Raw genomic sequence first — 17,739 nt, forward strand, 5'->3', positions numbered from 1 at the left:
AGATTAACCATTAACTATAAAAGGCACATGCTTTTTAAGAGCATAATTTCGTTTTAAAAATTTTGAATTTAACTTTTTATCCGAAATTGAAATAGCTGCTCCTAATGCTGAGCCAAGCGATGCATCTGTTGTACTTAAGCGTTTATGATTGAATTTATGTGAAAGCAACTTGATATAAATATCGTTATTACTGAAACCACCATCTACATATATACGGGCAATTCTATTTTCACCCAATGCCTCTCTAATATATTTAATTTGAATAATAACAAGCTCTGTCATTAACTGATGATAAGCATGTTCGTACTTGTCAAAGGAAAAATTTGTTTTTTCAGGCATGTTATCATCCACAATGCTTTCCCATTTAAAACAATACTTAAAATCACGAATAATCTCGAGGTAAGTATCGTAATTAAAACTAACATTTCGATGATACTCATCATTAACATTAAAGTATTTGTTCAGCTTCTCAACCTGTAATTTGTATTCATTACCTAGGAAAACACGTGTTGCCATTACAGGCTTCCCATTAATGCGCATATAATTAATTGTATCACTACTAAATGCCTTACCTTCAAACTGGTCTGCCGCAAATGGGTTAAATACAATACTCCATGTACCAGTAGATACCAATACAAACTTTTTCTTTATACTTCTGATATAAGGCAATAAAGCTGCTGAACTATCATGAATACCAACACCGATTTTTATCCTATTGCCATTATAGTTCATATTTATGCTGGTTTCGGTTGAAACAATAGGAGGCAATATCCTATCTATTTCTTCTTTGTAAACCCAATCGTGATAATCCTTTTTGTTAAAATCCCAAAGGGCGGTATGGCAGCCAATGCTGGTATACTCACTAATCGGAATCCCCGTGAATACATAGCTTAAATACTGCGGCAAATGCAGAGACCACTTGATCTTAGCATAAATCTCTGGTTTGGTATGTTTTAACCAATATAGCTGAAGTCCTGAGTTAAGCATGCTTAAATCAACACATCCAGTAGATTTCAAAAATGCTTCTTTAGGTCCATACTTTTTAAAAAATGATTGTATAATGGCTTCAGGTAATGGCTTTGCGTAGTTATATAAAGGAGTTAAAGGGTTTCCATTTTCATCTATATGTACCAAACTGGCTCCATATGTTGAAAAGTTAATAGCTTCAACTTTAAATTCCTTTTTTTCCAGAATACCATCAAAAACTTGTTTTAACCATTTTTTTAAAGACGGAAGGTTTTCAGTGGGATATTTATCTTCATCTTCTATTTCCTCAAAGGATGTATACTCTTTATGTACTTCATTTAAGTTTTTATCGAATAGAAAGAACTTTTTATTCGTTTTCCCGATGTCAAATACCGCAGTTACTTTTTTTACTTTTTGATTCATTATTATAATTATAAACCAGTTGCTACAGTATATTTACCACGCTCTAAAATTAAAGTATCCCTAACATTTAGCTCACGGTATACATTTATTGGGCTTAATGCACCTCCTGTGTCTAGACGTGACTTTTCTAACAACGGTCTGACGTCCGTTCTATAAGCACCCTGTAAAATTTCCTGACATTTTACCACGTCGTTGTCTAATTGTGCTGTTTTTAAAGCTTTCTGATCAATCAACAGCGCTTTTGCGTAAGCTTCCTGAATTGCTTCTAGTGATTGTATCAAATCTTCTAGTGGATCTTTTACATTATGGCTAGCATCAATCATCCAAGCCAAATCAGGGTTTTGAGGGTTGTTTTTCATACCATACACCAACTCATTAAAGATTAAGAATAAGGCGTAAGGCTTGATACTTCCTACGGTTAAATCATCATCTCCATACTTACTATCATTAAAGTGGAAACCTCCCAACTTACCTTTTAACTGTAAAATTGATACAATTTGCTCAATATTTGAGTTTGGTAAGTGATGTCCTAAATCTACTAAGGTATAAGCTTTATCTCCGCAACCATTAGCCAACATCAAAGATGCGCCCCAATCCTGAATTACCGTACTATAAAAGTTTGGTTCATAAGGTTTATACTCTACCAACAACTTCCAGTCATCAGGTAATCCTTTATAAATATCTATTAAACTATCTTGTGTGTTCTGAAAAGCTGTTTGGAAATTATTTTGTCCAGGAAAGCAAGAACCATCCGCCAACCAAACGGTTAAAGCTTTTGAACCTAGTTTGTCTCCTATTTTAATAACATCTAAGTTATGCTGAATAGCTTGTTCACGTACAGCTTTACTTGTATTACTCAAAGAACCGTATTTATAGCTCTCTGGCGCATCCTTTTGATCTTGAAATGTGTTAGAATTTACAGCATCAAACTTTATATGTAAAGCATCTGCCTTTTCTTTGATGGCATTATAATCTGATGGAATATCCCATGGAATATGTAAAGATACTGCTCCAGCAGTTTGTGTTAGACTATGCAAAATACCTATATCATCTATTTTTTGTTCAAGATTTGTAGGTTCTCCGTAAAACCCAAAACGCCCGAAACGAGTTCCCCCAGCTCCAAGTGCCCAACTGGGAACGGCCACTTGAAATTGGCTCAATCTTGAAATAATTGTGTTGACGTCACAACCATTTTTGGATAATTTGTTCGATAAAAAATCAAAACTCTCTTTATGACTTTCTAATCCTTTTTTATTTAAATCTAAGATTTTTTCTTTCTCTATTTTCATAATTGAAATATTTAACGAATAAGAAAACTCTATAAAATATGTATATTTCATGGGAGTTTTCTTTTCTACTAAACTAAAACTAACTATTTAAATTTTATCTGACAAAGGCATTAGCCATACCCCCATCAACATTTATTATATTTCCTGTTGACTTATCTAAAATTCCTACTAAAGAGAAAACACCATTGGCAATATCTTCTGGTGTAATTATTTCATGAAGCAAGTTCCTTTTTGCATAAAATGCTGGTAATTCTTCAACAGTTATTCCATTGGCCTTTGCTCTACCTTCTGCCCAAGCTCCTTCCCAAATTTTACTTCCAACAATAACTCCATCAGGATTTACTGTATTTACTCTTACCTTATCCTTAGCTAATTCTGCCGCTAATAAACGCACCATATGTTGTTGTGCTGCTTTAGCAGTACCATAGGCAACATTATTTGGGCCAGCAACTAATCCGTTTTTACTTGCAATAGCGATAAAATCTCCTCCTAAACCTTGTTTACGAACGATTCCTGCAAATTGCTTAGCTAAATCAAACTGACCTTTTACCAGTATGTTTTGCAAAATATTCCAGTCTTTATCTGTTGTATCTGATAAAGGCTTCGAAATTGCTAAACCTGCGCTATGAACAATAATATCTACACCTCCAAATTCTAAAACTGCTTTCTTATAAGCACCCTCTATAGATACCGTATTTGTTACATCACAAACAGCATAAGTAGATACATCTCTTTGATAAGTAGCGTTTGCCTCTATTAAAGCTTCTTCATTAATATCTGTCAATACCACATTAGCACCTTCAGCAGCTAATTTATCGGCAATAGCTTTACCAATTCCTCCACCAGCACCAGTAACAACTGCTACTTTACGAGATAATGGTTTTTCTTTTGGCATACGTTGCAACTTAGCTTCTTCCAGTAACCAGTACTCAATATCAAATGCTTCCTGTCTTGGTAGAGAAGTATACTCTGTAATAGCTTCAGCTCCACGCATGACATTAATTGCGTTAATATAAAATTCACTTGCTACACGAGTAGTTTGCTTGTTTTTAGCAAAACTAAACATACCCACTCCTGGGTAAATTATTATTACCGGATTTGCATCTCTAACTGCAGGACTATTGTCTCTTTTACAGGTATTATAGTAATCCAGATATTCTTGACGATACGCCTCAAAAGCAGGTTTTAACTTTTTTAATACAGCATCAGCATCTGATAAATCTTCATTTTTATCAAGATCTAATACTAACGGCTGAATCTTGGTTCTTAAGAAGTGATCTGGGCAAGATGTTCCCATAGGTGCCAATCTTGCCAAATCATTGCTATTAATATATTGCATTACAACATCTGTATCTGTAAAATGACCAATCATTCTGTTTTCAGATGATGCTAAACCTCTTAATAAAGGCATTAACTGAGCTGCTTTTTCAATACGCTCTTCTTTAGGTAGGCTTTCAACTTTTTGACCTCCAAAAACTTCACCTTGTTCTTTAATTTTAGTTTCAATATATTCTGAAGCCATTTCGATAACTTCTAAACTATTCATGTAACATTCGTAAGAAGTATCTCCCCAAGTAAACAAACCATGACTACCTAATACAATACCTCTAATTCCTGGATTATCTGCTAAACATTTTTCTAACTGTAATGCTAAATCGAAACCTGGTTTTTGCCAAGGCACCCAACCCATAGAATCTCCCCAAATTTCTTTGGTAACTTTTTCACTATCCTTAGCTGCCGCAACAGCTATAAGGGCGTCAGGGTGCAAATGATCTATATGTGCAAAAGGTAATAACCCATGCAAAGGGGTATCTATTGACGGTGCTTTACTATCTAAATCATAAATACAGTGATTAAACAACCCAACCATTCTGTCTTCATCATGCAACCCTTGATAAACATTTTTAAGATTGCGCAATCTTTGTGTGTACAATCCTGCAATACCTGAACGTGTTAATGTACCTATATCCCCACCAGAACCTTTTACCCACATTACCTCGACGTCTTCATTTGTCAAAGGGTCTTTTTCTATAGTTTTACAACTGGTATTCCCACCACCATAATTTGTAATTCTTAAGTCCGCTCCTAGTATATTAGAACGATATAAAAAAAGTTTCACTTGATCATTACCAAGCTTTAGTGCCTTATCCTCTTCCCATAAATAATCAACATGATTGAATTTTTTTATCGCTTTTTCCATAAAATATTTATTTTAATAACTTGAAACAAATTTATTTGAAACATGCATAGTTGGCATCCTGTACTGTACTGTAATAAACTTCTTTTAAGTGCTTTTTTAGAGATAAAACGTATAAATTATAAAAAAAAATAATTTAAGTTATCATATGGATTACTTCAATTCTTTTAAGCTAACAGTTATTATGCGATTTTTACTCATCTCCGGAATTACGATTATCCCTTTTTGAATATCGATTCCCAAATCTGCAAATTGACTAAATCCTGTAACAATTTCAGATACCACCTCTCCTTTTAGTGAAATTTTTAATAACCTCCCTCCTGTCCAATCTGTAGCATAATAAAAATCTCCATATTGCACAACACCATCAAAATTTGCAATGGGTTCTCCTTTACCAACCGTATGAATTTTTCTCGTTTTTCTATCAATCCATTTAAGTGTACCTTTTTTACTTGTTTCAAATGTAGCCTCGTTGGTCATTGGCCCCCACGTAGCAACAATAAGTTTTCCTCCACTAACCCATAAGCCATTTGGACATTCTAATCTTTCATCTTTTACAAACACATTTACTTTACCGTTTTCTGTTACTTTATAAATTGTATTTTCATACGTATCTGACACGTAAACATCCCCATTATTTGCTGTAGCTACATAATTCGGAAATCTTGAACCCGGCAATGTAATTTTCTCAACAATCTTTCCTTTAGCTATATTTATTTTTACTAAAACTCCACGGTCTGCCACATATAAATATCCATTATAAGACGCCATTCCAGTAGGTGCATCTAATCCTTCAACCCATCTGTTAGCAATAACATTTCTGTTCTCATCGAGTTTTGTTATCCAACCGTAACCATCTCTTGCAATAGTTACCTTTTCTCCCCTAAACTAGAAATAAACCATGAATTTGATGCTTCGTCCTAATAGGCATTTTCGGGTGCGTCCAAAATTGAATTTAGATTAGTGTTTAAATCTTGGTACGTTGATTGGATCATCTTCTTCCATTTCTTCAATGATCTGTCTAAATGATTTTTGTTATTTTTAATTCCGAACGTATGAAGAATGGTTTTACCTTTAAATTTAATCTTCTGAAGTACGGATACAAATTCCTCAACGAGATAATCCCCTTCATCTAATGGTTTAATCGTATCTGACCAATCCTTAGAATTATCTTTAACCGATATATTGGAACCCGAAATTGTCGCATAGGTTAAGTACGGTAATGCGCTTAAAGCAACATCCAAAAGTCGATTACCATTTCCAGCCCTTAATTCGTGACATAAATGAAAACTTAATTTTAAATTTGAGGCATTTACTTCATTGATATATGGCAATGCATCTTCAATACTTTCTATAAAGGTATTATCGTGTGGATAAATAACAATATTGCTTCCAGATTTCTGGGCTTCAGCACACATGTTTTTGAATAGGTCAACCGTTCTATCTTTTGTTGCTAAATTATCGTTATTTCTAACAATGACCCAAATAGGTAATTTGGGTGCCAAGGAAAGAACTTCTTTCCAAATTGGATCTAATTCATCTCTTCGCCCAAACTCATACTGTATGTAGATTATAGGAACTGAAAACTCCCCAGATTTAACCGCCTCCGTATTCAAATATGACTTAAGTTTATTGATATGAGAAGAATTCTGTACCCTGAATGTAACTCCTTCAAAACCCTTCTGCTGGAGAAAGTTTACACGCTCAATAATTGACATATCGCTTAGCTCAAAATCGTATACATACAAGGAGCTATCAATTCCTTGAGCAAAAGTTATATATGTTAAAACAAAGGATAATAGTAAAAGTACTTTTTTCATTGTAAGGTATTCTAGGAATTTTATTAACTAAGCTATATGAGTAATAATTTTAGTGATCAACCAAAAACTTATGTGATTGCTTTAGGTTCTCAGAAGTAATGCTTAATAAATACAAGCCATTTGACAGTCTCCCTAAGGGTAACTTAATGTTTTTCATATCATTATAACTTCCTTTAAAAACAATCTTACCAGTGATATCGTTAATTTCAATTTTTAGGTTATTAGTATTACTTTGAATTTTTATATTTAATTCAGCCTTCACAGGATTTGGATATATGATAGTGGTAAAGCTTTCTTCATTTAAATTTTCAACATTCAAGGTTTCTGAAGATTCATAAGCCCCTATATCAATGATTTCTACAATTCTTACTCCACCAATAACATCAACTGATTCTGAGTTATAAGTACCATCACCAGCGCCAACTAACTGACCATTTTCTGCAGGAAACAAACCGTCATCTGATGTAGCAAATACATTATCTGCCCCATCTACATCTGAGCTATCTGTAAAAGGATCTGAAGTTAAAGCAATATAATTTGAACTATTATCGCTTATAGACGTACCTGCCTGTGTATCTGACGCTATGTTTGATGACCCCGATATTTTAGTAAAATCTTGAGCGTTAAAGGCTTGCGGGTTACCATTAGCAAGGTTGCCATAAAAAACGGTATTATTTATGACCGCCGTACTGGAGCTTCCTAGAAACATACCAGAACCATTAACTGCTGTATTACCATAGAAGGTGCAAGAATTTAAATTTAAGGTAGCACTACTAAAGTTATCGATACCTCCACCTCTTGATGAGGAAGTATTATTGGCAAATACAACATTGGTAAATGTGATTAGCTCTGAATTATTTCCATTTACATGAACTGCTGCCCCATTATTAGCATTATTCCCGGAAAACACAACATTCTTAAATATTGCAGAAGCATCACTTGGTATGCTAATTGCACCTCCATTATTAGTAGCAATGTTATTTATAAATTGAACATTATTAAATATTGGCGAAGCATTAGCCTGAATTAATGCACCAGCACCTTTTGTATTACCTCCATTTTCAATGATTAGATAATTTAAATCAATTGTTAAGTTACCATTGATTACCAATCTACGTTCAGTATTAACTCCCGTTAATGTGGTGAATCCTGTTCGTGTGTCTGAACCCGGATCGTAACCCCCTGTAATAGTTACAGATTTATTAACCGTAATTTGAGTGTCATCTGTAATAGAGCCACTTGCAATTCTAATTTCATCGCCGTTGGAAGCAGCATTAATGGCTAATTGTACCATGCGTCCGGAGCGGAATGCATTTTCCCAAGTACTTCCATCATTGGCTCCCGTTGTAAGAGTACCATCTACGTAGAATACTAAATTATCGGCATTAAATATTTGACCAACTTCTTTTATTACATTAGTAAAACTATTTTCTTGCGTTTCAGGAACAAGGTATTGAGGAAACTCGTACCAAGATTCAATGTCTATTCTTGTAGGATTAATTCCTGTACTTCTAAGTGTGCGAATGTAATCTACACATCCTTCCTTAAACAAAGCATCTTGAGTTTCTTGGCTATTACCTGGAAAACCCACACCGCCTGTACTTTGGTTCACTATTACAGATAATTCTAAACCATTTGTAGTACAATAATCTTTAATGGCATTTAAACGATTATTGCCAAGATCGGTTCCGTTTTTAGTGTAATAATAGTATGGATGATCGATTTCTATATGGCTAATACTAATTCCTCTAGTTGCTATTTTACTCAAATAAATATCACATAAATAATCCCAACTAATCACTCCAGTTTTTGCTGCCCAACCACCACCATTGTGCGGCACAATATCACCATTACTGTCCCTTATATCCCAATTGGGTAAATTGGGTAAAGGTATTATTTCAAAACCCGGGTATCTTTGTTTAACGATTTCAGTTGCCACTGCAACTTCTTCTAATCCTTCTTCTGGTGTCCTAAAGTTTGTGTTCTTAGCAGAATCATAAAAACAACGAAACATCATTCCATCCCAAGTTAAGAATTCAATTTTACCTCCAATGTCATTAACTTGGTCAACTCTCTCAACAATGCTTTCAGCATATTTTTCTCCAGAATTATTACCACTTATCACACTTTCAAGGGCAATTCGCATTTTAAATTTATTACATGTGTAGATTAACTTTGAAAAGTCATACGCAAAAAACTCAGGTGCTGTTGAAGCTCTAAAAGTAGCGCCATGAATTTTATATACATTGGCCATAGATGCAGATTGAGGCCAAGTATTGTTATCTAGTAAATCATCATTTGCATTTTGGATGAGATCAAAAGGAGTAGGAGTCATCCATACATCAGTAGGGTAGGATTCTGCAGTTTGACTTTCGGTAGTAAACTGGTTCACAGAGGACACATCTCTTCCCGCAGGATTTTCTAAGGTTACAAGATAATTGTACGTTGTACTTGTATTTAATTCCTTTTGACTCATATAAAAAACACCTCCATTATCTATACGTTGATTTGTGACAATCGTGTCGTTGGTTCCTTGGGGCCACAATTTAAATGTCGCATCAACTTTAGATCCTGTATATGAAGATTTGATGGATACTCTATTTCCAAAAATTACTGATTCTATATCATTTGAAAGAATTGGCGTAACTGGAGTACACGATGAATCAGTGTCTTGAGATGGTACTGTTGGTGTTGAATTTGATGATAATGCCACCCAATCTAATCTGTACACAGCCGATACAGGTGTGTAACCACTTGCTGTTTGACCACCATTGGGAAGATGCATCCTATTAATATTTACTGTACCAGACCAATCTACTTCTTGACTTAAATCTATCGTGTAATTTGTTTGGCCGTTATATATTTTAAAAGATTTGGATCTAATATCGTTAATTTGACCATCAGCACTTGTATCCCAAACAAAAAGCGCGTTGATACCGTTTACTGGAATATTTGCATTTTCAACTGAAAGAGAAAAATGAACATATTTATAAGTGTCTGCATCTATGTTCTCGTTTGTGGGGCCAAACAACCAACTAAAATTATCATTAAAATCATGAACTAATTTAAGGTGTGAAGAATTTATTGAAGCATTTTGAAACTCATATGTAATTTTAAAGGAATTGACATTATCAACTTCTCCCCACCCAGATGAATCGCAATCAAATGACCATACATGATCCTCTTGTGAAAAAGTTAACCCATGGACAATTAATAATCCAAAAAACAAAATAGCTTTTTTCATAGATTCATAAATTAAAATATTTTTTTTAGTTTCATAAGTAATTTTAATCGTTAATTTTTAATCATTAAACGCTCAATAGACTTAGATTTTAGCTTCTAAATTTTAGACAAAATTAAAGTAATGAAATTACTATCGCATCATGCACAATCATGCTTCGCGTTTACTCGATTTCACATACAGTATAGTGCAGGATAGTTGTAACTTGAATAGACTATAACTTGCTCCTTATTCAAATTATTATGTATAATAATAAAGCCTACCCCCACATATGCAAAAACGAATTTTTAGGACTGTAACATTAATATTATTATCCAGCCTTATACTATCAAGTTGTAAGAAAAAAAAGGGAGGAAAGGATAACACAAGACCAAATATTGTTTTTATTTTGGCTGATGATTTAGGATGGTCTGATTTGCCAAGTTATGGCAATACTTTTAATGAAGCCACAAATATCAACAAATTAGCCATGGAAGGCATGCAATTCTATAATGCTTATGCTGCCAACCCCGTATGTTCACCCTCTAGAGCAAGCATTCAAACTGGACAATATCCCGCTCGAATTGGCATTAATGATTTTATCCCTGGACATTGGCGACCTTATGAATTACTAACAGTACCAATAAACAGAACACAATTCTTGCCTCTAGATTATAAAACTATTGGTGAAGCCCTTCAAGATGAAGGTTACAGAACGGGATATTTTGGTAAATGGCATTTAGGTTTTACTGAAAAACACCATCCTAGAAATCAAGGGTATGATGAAAGTGTTGTTTACAACGGTGGTGGTTTTTTTGATTATAATGAAAAAATGAACCCGGCAACCAATTATCCGGAAGGAACGGTTTTATCGGAGGCATTAACCAATTTAAGCTTAAACTTTATTGAAAAGAACAAAAACAACCCTTTCTTTTTGTTTTTATCACATTACGATGTCCATGTACAGTTAGAAGCCCAAGATTCCCTTATCAAAAAATACTTAAACAAACCAAAGACCAATGAATACCCATCTAATGCTGTTTATGCCGCTATGGTTGAAAACGTGGATACTAGTGTGGGTAAAATAATGGATAAACTGGAATCACTGGACTTAAGTAAAAATACAGTAGTTGTGTTTTTTTCAGATAATGGTGGATTGGTAAAGCGATATGATGAGATCCCATTAATAGCACAACGTAATTTACACTATTATCAAAACGACACTTTACGGTACGTGGCAACATCAAATAAGCCTTTAAAAAAAGAGAAAGGCACCGTTTATGAAGGTGGTATTAGAGAACCTCTTATTATAAAATGGCCAGATAAAATTGAACCAGGAAGTACATCTAAAGCACTAGTTAGCGGCATTGACTTTTTTCCAACTTTTTTGGAAATAGCAGAAGCAAAATCAACTAACCAAATTATAGATGGAAAAAGTATTGTTCCCGTATTAATGAAAAAGAATAATATCAGTGAAGAGCGTGTGCTGTACTGGCACTATCCCGTTTACCATCATGATGCCCCTGCTGGAACGATAAGAAAGGGAAACTGGAAACTGATACATTCATTTCAAGATGACAGTATAGAATTGTATGATCTTGAAAATGATATTGGAGAATCTAACAACTTAGTAGACCAAGAATCTGAAACCGTAAAAGAACTATATACCCTTTTGAAAAATTGGCGAACAGATATTAATGCTGCATTACCAATGAAAAATGAAAGCTTCGATGTCTCCAGAAGAAAAGAATGGTCAAGGCATCCTAGTTTTGATGACATGCTTACTGGAAGGCAATCATTTAAAGATATAATACCTAAGAACTAAATAAAAAAACATGTTAAAAAAGTACACCTTTCGTTTAATTCTATTTACTGTTTTGTTTTCATGCAAAAACCCTAAGAAAAGCCAACTCGAGAGTCATATTTCTGATCGACCAAATATCATTTTTATTTTGGCTGATGATTTCGGTATTATGGATAGTCAAGGCTATGCCAAAAGGTTTTCCAACACAACTAAAAATAGCATGTATTACGAAACCCCTAATATAGACAAACTTATGACAGAAGGGGTTTCCTTTTCTCAAGCCTATGCCAATCAATTATGCTCACCAACAAGAGCAAGCATATTAACAGGTAAGTATGCTGGTAGATTAGGTTTTACAACAGCTATGCCACCTAGAAAAACATACCTCAATCAGCAGGAAACTCCGCCACCTGGTTATTACATCCATGACGTTTTTGAGCATAAAGATGATATCAAAATTGAACAATCCTTAATCAATGGTATTTCAAATTCAGCAATACCGACAGGTCAAACATATGATAATGGGAAGAAGGAACTATCTATAGCAGAGGCTTTACAAGATTATCAATCTGGTTTTATTGGTAAGTGGCATGTTGGCGGATTTGGGGTAAAGGGTTATCAACCAGAAGATCTAGGGTTTGAACCCATAGCATGGTTTGATGCTGGAGGTTCTCCATATTACAACTGGAAATCTTTATGGAACGCAGAGCAAAACAATCAATTTCCTAAATTAACTAATCAGATGTATGATATTGGCGACGCCGGTAATTCTTCAGGAGAAAACTATCTGACAGATGATTTAACAGAACAAGCTTTAGATTTTATTACCGAACAGGCTAAAGATAGAACTAAACCGTTCTTCCTCTATTTTTCGCACTTCGCCATTCATACACCATATCAAGGAATTAAGGAAGAAATAGATCACTTCGATAAAAAACCCACAAAAGGATGGAACAACCATAAAGACCCTGTATATGCAGCAATGATCAAAAGTTTAGATCGCTCGGTAGGTAAGGTTCTCGACAAATTGGCTGAATTGAATATTGAGGAAAATACATTAGTTGTTTTCATGTCTGATAATGGAGGTATAGATTCCAAAATTACCCCGAAAGGTGACGGCACAGATAATAGTCCCTTTTTAGGAGGCAAGGCTTGTCTCACTGAAGGAGGTATTAGGGTTCCTTTAGTATTTAGATGGAGAGGAAAGATAAAACAAAATGAATGGGTAAATATTCCGGTGGACTGCACGGATATTTACCCTTCCTTACTTGAGGCAGCAGGATATAATGCTAAAGAAGTTATAAACAATAACAACTTGGATGGAGAGAGTCTTATGGGCTTGCTTGATGATATAGAAAATATGAATTCTAGCTATTCAAAAAACACTCATTATTGGCACTATCCGTTTAACGTTATTTATAATAACCCTCTGGAACCCCTACCGTTAACGCCTCACTCCGCTATTAGAGAGGATAATTATAAACTTATCTTTGATTGGTATGGAAGGCTTCGATTGTATGATATTGAAAAAGATCCCTACGAAAAAAATGATTTGAGTCTAGTGAAACCTATGGTAAAGGACAAACTCTTTAATAATTTAATGACATGGTTGGTTGAAAATGTAGATCAGCGATACTGGCCTTCAATTAATCCAAATTATAATGCAACACAAGAAGCTAGAAATGAACCGTTTGTTGATTTATTTACTAAATATAAAACTAAAATTGAATAATTAGTTGATTGAGTAGTTTTCAACACCATACCAACTTCTTAAGTATTTTCCATTTATCAAAATGGTTTTAATCTAATTTATGATAAATTTAAATTGTTGAGTAGTGTTTTATCTAATTTAATACCCTGTATATACAAAGCACTTGGTATATTATTTTTCGAAATAATAATAGTGTTTTTTTTTCAATCCGCCTTCCTAAATTTGTTTAAACAATGCCCTAGAGATCCCAAAAAAGTACTCATTAAAATTATAAAAACAAGGCATATTTACTCTATCCATCCCCATATAATCTTTATAAACGGCATAAAAATCAAATTCACCAGTAATTTCAGTTAACTGCATACAACAAGGTTAGTTTCATCTAAACCATCAACAACAGAGTTCCTCCATTGCTTAAGCTAAACGCCGTTTTTGTTCCTGAAGGGCAAAAATGGAGTTTAGGTGGATGTTGTAACAAGTGAATTTCTATTCCTTAGGAAAGCGTACTTATGATTTTATGAATTTTTGGCAAGCTACAACCCCAGAATTACTTACTATTTTAATAAGATAAACACCTGATTGAAGTTGGTTTACGTTTAAAGTATGTGTTTGCGAATTTTCCCCAAGCATGTTTACATTTTGTTTTATAAGTGTATTTCCAACAGTTGAAAAAACAGTAATAGTTAATTTACCAGTTATATCGTGAATTTTAACATTAATTTTACCACTTTCAACAGGGTTGGGAAAAACCTTTATTGAAGGTCTATAATTCTTCATTGTATTTGTTTCGATTGAGAGAGTAACATCTGTCAACCTAAGTGTATTCGCATAAATTTCCTCAGGAGTACCTACCAAATAATACATTTCACCTCTCCAAGTTTCAGGGTCATTATTTGGGGTACGATTTCGGTTAAGTAAACCAGAAGTTCTACCTCCAAACCCCAATTTCATCATTGTAGGGGTACGAGAAGGGTCATCTTGAACCCAAGCAACAACTCGTCTATCATCTGTATAAGTGCCTCCTACAGTTTGTTGAGATACAATTTCCGAATTAGGCTGAAAAACGCCAATTGCAACTCCTTGATTTATATTTTGATTATTGCTGATAATCATCATTGGATAAATATTGGTGTTATTTAAGTGTATTTCATCAGTTAAAACAGAATTTCTAGCTTCTGTTATCCAATTCCCTGCGGCATCAACATAATGGCGGTATTGTGCAGGAAATAAAACGTTATCAAAACGTATAGTGCTCCAATGTGTCAGGAAATTCATATCCATATCTGTACCTTGATGTGTGCCATTTGGGTTTAGATTAGAAATATCATCTTGTATAAAATTTTGGTTATATACGGGTGAGTTTTCTGAAAACTGACTAATACAATGACCTGGGTATCGGTCATAAGAAAATTCGTAGTAGCTATAAAAACATGGAATATCAACACCGTTTATATCTTTACAGTTTTCATAAAAGCCATAAAAGTCAAACTCGCTCGTTATTTCGGCAGCTTGCATACCCGAAAGACTGCTCTCATCGATGCTGTCAACATCACTATTATAACCACTGCTTCCTCCATCGGTCGAATAATTATCACTAGCAAGGTTTTCCCATTCTATAAAGTCATAACTCCCATCGGCCCTCCAAAGGCAACAAGGACGCTCGTCTATAATTAATTTATTAGAAGTTGCGGTAATATTACATTGCGTACCAGCATTATCTGTCAATCCAGCTTGTGTTGGGTTGTATTTACCACTATGCGCAAAACTACGTATAGCTGTTTGCCCTCCTCTTCCATATTTGTCCGATTCTGGCCCCATCAAATCGCCATATCCAGGTAACTCAAATTTATTTATCATACCTCCGCCCTTATCTGTAATCCCCAATGTTACTCCCCCTGACGTAATTTCATGGGTTGTTATAGCTGGATCACTTTCTTTTGCAACAATAAATGGAGTCTGCGCATATAAGTTAAGACTTGATGATAAACTTATAAATACAGCAAAAAACACCAAAACTCTTTTCATAGATTCATAAATTAAAATATTTTTTTTAGTTTCATAAGTAATTTTAACCGTTAATTTTTAATCATTAAACGCTCAATAGACTTAGATTTTAGATTCTAAATTTTTGATAAAATTAAAGTAATGAAATTACTATCGCATCATGCACAATCATGCTTCGCGTTTACTCGATTTCACATACAGGAAAGTTGTGACCTGAATAGACTTTAACTTGTTACTTATACTGTGCTTGGAAATTATTCTACAGGAACGGTAGAACAAAATGAATGGGTAAATATTCCAGTAGACTGCACAGACATATACCCTTCTCTATTTGAGGCAGGGGGTACAATGCTAAAGATAGTTATGAACAATAACAACTTGGATGGAGAGGGTCCTATCTCATTTGCATAACTGATATGTTCCAGCACGCGCTCAATGGTTCCTCTCCCTTTAACCGCAGATATTCTAATTAAATCTGGATCAATATTTTTAATTCCATCATTAATTTCCTCCACTTTATCTTGCTCTAACCAAATAAAATTAGAGCGATGTATACCCAATTCAATTTCTTGAGACAACATCGACGAAACAAAAAAAATAGAGAATAACAAAGCAGGCAATGTATATTTCATTTTAGATCAATTTAACCTTTAGCATAAGATTTTAATTAACATCAACTTTTTCTATCCCAAAAATAGAAATAGCGACATCGTGTTGGCAAAAATTATATCTGTAAGAACAGAATATAAAAAAATAGTACCTTTTCACATTGTATGCAGTTTAGTTTGCTAAATGTAGAACTTAAACTTACTGAAACTATCCTTTGGTGTACTACTCATCTTGTAAATGTTGGTAAGGTAATATAGAATAATTATACTGCCAAGATTCTTTGGGCTGATCCTTCATAAAGAAATCTAGATCAAAAAAATGATCGGTGTATTTATCCATCCAACTATAGGTTAAATTCTTCAAACTTTCTTTTTGAGTTTTATATTCGGGCTTAAAGAAGAGATTATTTAGTTGTAACGGATCCTTAACCCTATCATATAAAACGTTGTCTATATTAGTGGTATCATTTTCAAATTGGCTTATCGAGAAAGCAAATTCTTTAGTTATAACACCCCTCCATGCCGTTTCATTTTGATTATATCTTGAATAAACCCACATAGGAATAAATGGTACTGCCTCATCATTACCGTTTAAAATCGCATTTGATAAATCGTTACCATCATAATCTTCTTTTGTATTAATATCCAATAAACCTAAAGTTGTTGGCATAATATCTAAGGCACTAAAAAGAAGTTTTGTCGCGCCAGGAGTCTTTATTTTTTTTGGATACTTGATTATAAATGGCACTTTACTGGAATAATCATGAACATATTGTTTTGGTTTTAGTGCCCCATGAGATTCTAGCATATCACCGTGGTCTGCAGTGAATATTGTTAGTGTATTATCCTCTATACCCTTTTCCTTTATTTTGTTCATTAGCATTCCAAAAGCCTTATCTACACCGCTAACCATTGCCATATGCCCATGGTACATTCGCGTGTGGTCGGGAGTAGATTCTGAACCAGGGCGAACTTGAATAGAATCTCTGTTATATAATGCCATAAGCTCATCTATGGTATCATAACGAAAGTGCATCTTACCGTCTTCCCCTTCAAATAGACCCCAATCGTGTGGTGGGTGCCATGATATAATTAGAGCAAACGGTCTGTTACTATCTATAGTGTCCAAATATTGCAGAGCTTGTTTTGTTTGTCCATAGACTTCCCACTCATCAAAATATTCCTTTTCATCATTTGAGCTCCAATAAAATGCTTTTCCTGGCCTAAAATCTACATGACAATTATTTGTTAATACGGTTTCAAAACCATACCTCAAGTCTCCTCTTGGTATAGGTCTATCCCTATCACCTCCTAACAAATGCCATTTACCAATATATGCTGTTTGATAGCCCTGCTCCTTTAGGACTTCTCCAAGTAATTGTTTATTGGGAATTAAGGGTGTATCATTTATGAAAGCACCATTTTTAAGAGGATGCATACCGCTCATGAGCATACCTCTAAACGGTGTACAAACAGGTTGATTTACATAAGCATTATCAAAGCGAATACCTTCAGAAGCGAACATGTCTAAATTAGGAGTTAGTATTTGTGTATTGCCATAAACCCCAAGCATATCATATGAATGCTGATCTGAAAGCACAATAAGTAGATTTGGTTTTTTATCTTTTTTACTTATTTCCTTACCACATGAAAGCAGCGTAAGCATCAATAAAAGAAATATATTTCTTACATACATA

The 17,739-nt window shown here is 34.2% G+C and carries 12 protein-coding genes; 2 read left to right on the top strand and 10 right to left on the bottom strand.

From position 1 onward, the window contains the following. Positions 1 to 3: 3 nt before the first annotated feature. From P8K68_RS09645 to P8K68_RS09670, 6 genes are all read right to left on the bottom strand, one after another. The gene (locus P8K68_RS09645) at positions 4 to 1,389 is read right to left on the bottom strand and encodes an FGGY family carbohydrate kinase (RefSeq protein WP_300250091.1); all 1,386 of its coding nucleotides are present in this window, start codon (positions 1,387 to 1,389) and stop codon (positions 4 to 6) included. Positions 1,390 to 1,397: 8 nt separating this feature from the next. Further along, positions 1,398 to 2,678, bottom strand: a complete 1,281-nt coding sequence (locus P8K68_RS09650; RefSeq protein ID WP_300250094.1) for a sugar isomerase — start codon at positions 2,676 to 2,678, stop codon at positions 1,398 to 1,400. Between the two features lie 94 nt (positions 2,679 to 2,772). After that, positions 2,773 to 4,878: a bifunctional aldolase/short-chain dehydrogenase gene (locus P8K68_RS09655; RefSeq protein WP_300250096.1), complete on the bottom strand. Its 2,106-nt coding sequence runs from the start codon at positions 4,876 to 4,878 to the stop codon at positions 2,773 to 2,775. Between the two features lie 150 nt (positions 4,879 to 5,028). After that, the gene (locus tag P8K68_RS09660; RefSeq protein WP_300250100.1) at positions 5,029 to 5,646 is read right to left on the bottom strand and encodes a hypothetical protein; all 618 of its coding nucleotides are present in this window, start codon (positions 5,644 to 5,646) and stop codon (positions 5,029 to 5,031) included. A 149-nt stretch (positions 5,647 to 5,795) separates the two neighbouring features. After that, positions 5,796 to 6,695 carry a TIM barrel protein gene (locus P8K68_RS09665; protein ID WP_300250108.1) on the bottom strand — a complete coding sequence of 300 codons (900 nt, stop codon included), beginning with the start codon at positions 6,693 to 6,695 and terminating at the stop codon, positions 5,796 to 5,798. A 49-nt stretch (positions 6,696 to 6,744) separates the two neighbouring features. Further along, positions 6,745 to 9,939, bottom strand: a complete 3,195-nt coding sequence (locus P8K68_RS09670) for a T9SS type A sorting domain-containing protein (protein ID WP_300250111.1) — start codon at positions 9,937 to 9,939, stop codon at positions 6,745 to 6,747. A 268-nt stretch (positions 9,940 to 10,207) separates the two neighbouring features. Between P8K68_RS09670 and P8K68_RS09675 the strand changes: the two genes are divergently transcribed. Both P8K68_RS09675 and P8K68_RS09680 read left to right on the top strand, forming a co-directional pair. Further along, a complete protein-coding gene (locus P8K68_RS09675) occupies positions 10,208 to 11,740 on the top strand; it encodes a sulfatase (RefSeq protein WP_300250113.1) in 1,533 nt (510 codons plus the stop codon). A gap of 10 nt (positions 11,741 to 11,750) precedes the next feature. Next, the gene (locus P8K68_RS09680) at positions 11,751 to 13,451 is read left to right on the top strand and encodes a sulfatase (protein WP_300250116.1); all 1,701 of its coding nucleotides are present in this window, start codon (positions 11,751 to 11,753) and stop codon (positions 13,449 to 13,451) included. 195 nt (positions 13,452 to 13,646) lie between these two features. Here the strand turns inward: P8K68_RS09680 and P8K68_RS09685 are convergent, their stop codons facing one another. The 4 genes from P8K68_RS09685 to P8K68_RS09700 all read right to left on the bottom strand — a co-directional run bounded on the left by P8K68_RS09685 (position 13,647) and on the right by P8K68_RS09700 (position 17,738). Then, positions 13,647 to 13,793 (bottom strand): hypothetical protein, encoded by a 147-nt coding sequence (locus P8K68_RS09685; RefSeq protein WP_300250118.1) that lies wholly within the window; start codon positions 13,791 to 13,793, stop codon positions 13,647 to 13,649. A gap of 144 nt (positions 13,794 to 13,937) precedes the next feature. Beyond that, positions 13,938 to 15,455 carry a T9SS type A sorting domain-containing protein gene (locus tag P8K68_RS09690; protein ID WP_300250121.1) on the bottom strand — a complete coding sequence of 506 codons (1,518 nt, stop codon included), beginning with the start codon at positions 15,453 to 15,455 and terminating at the stop codon, positions 13,938 to 13,940. 233 nt (positions 15,456 to 15,688) lie between these two features. Further along, a complete protein-coding gene (locus P8K68_RS09695) occupies positions 15,689 to 16,054 on the bottom strand; it encodes a hypothetical protein (protein WP_300250127.1) in 366 nt (121 codons plus the stop codon). 211 nt (positions 16,055 to 16,265) lie between these two features. Continuing rightward, a complete protein-coding gene (locus P8K68_RS09700; RefSeq protein WP_300250130.1) occupies positions 16,266 to 17,738 on the bottom strand; it encodes a sulfatase in 1,473 nt (490 codons plus the stop codon). Position 17,739 lies beyond the last annotated feature (1 nt).

It is taken from the genome of Algibacter sp. (assembly GCF_029245835.1).
Taxonomy (GTDB): Bacteria; Bacteroidota; Bacteroidia; order Flavobacteriales; family Flavobacteriaceae; genus Algibacter_B.

Coding starts and splice junctions, on each gene's coding strand:
- P8K68_RS09670 (WP_300250111.1), bottom strand. CDS start 9,939: ATGAAAAAAGCTATTTTGTTTTTTGGATTATTAATTGTCCATGGGTTA.
- P8K68_RS09675 (WP_300250113.1), top strand. CDS start 10,208: ATGCAAAAACGAATTTTTAGGACTGTAACATTAATATTATTATCCAGC.
- P8K68_RS09680 (WP_300250116.1), top strand. CDS start 11,751: ATGTTAAAAAAGTACACCTTTCGTTTAATTCTATTTACTGTTTTGTTT.
- P8K68_RS09685 (WP_300250118.1), bottom strand. CDS start 13,793: ATGCAGTTAACTGAAATTACTGGTGAATTTGATTTTTATGCCGTTTAT.
- P8K68_RS09650 (WP_300250094.1), bottom strand. CDS start 2,678: ATGAAAATAGAGAAAGAAAAAATCTTAGATTTAAATAAAAAAGGATTA.
- P8K68_RS09655 (WP_300250096.1), bottom strand. CDS start 4,878: ATGGAAAAAGCGATAAAAAAATTCAATCATGTTGATTATTTATGGGAA.
- P8K68_RS09690 (WP_300250121.1), bottom strand. CDS start 15,455: ATGAAAAGAGTTTTGGTGTTTTTTGCTGTATTTATAAGTTTATCATCA.
- P8K68_RS09700 (WP_300250130.1), bottom strand. CDS start 17,738: ATGTATGTAAGAAATATATTTCTTTTATTGATGCTTACGCTGCTTTCA.
- P8K68_RS09660 (WP_300250100.1), bottom strand. CDS start 5,646: ATGGCGTCTTATAATGGATATTTATATGTGGCAGACCGTGGAGTTTTA.
- P8K68_RS09645 (WP_300250091.1), bottom strand. CDS start 1,389: ATGAATCAAAAAGTAAAAAAAGTAACTGCGGTATTTGACATCGGGAAA.
- P8K68_RS09665 (WP_300250108.1), bottom strand. CDS start 6,695: ATGAAAAAAGTACTTTTACTATTATCCTTTGTTTTAACATATATAACT.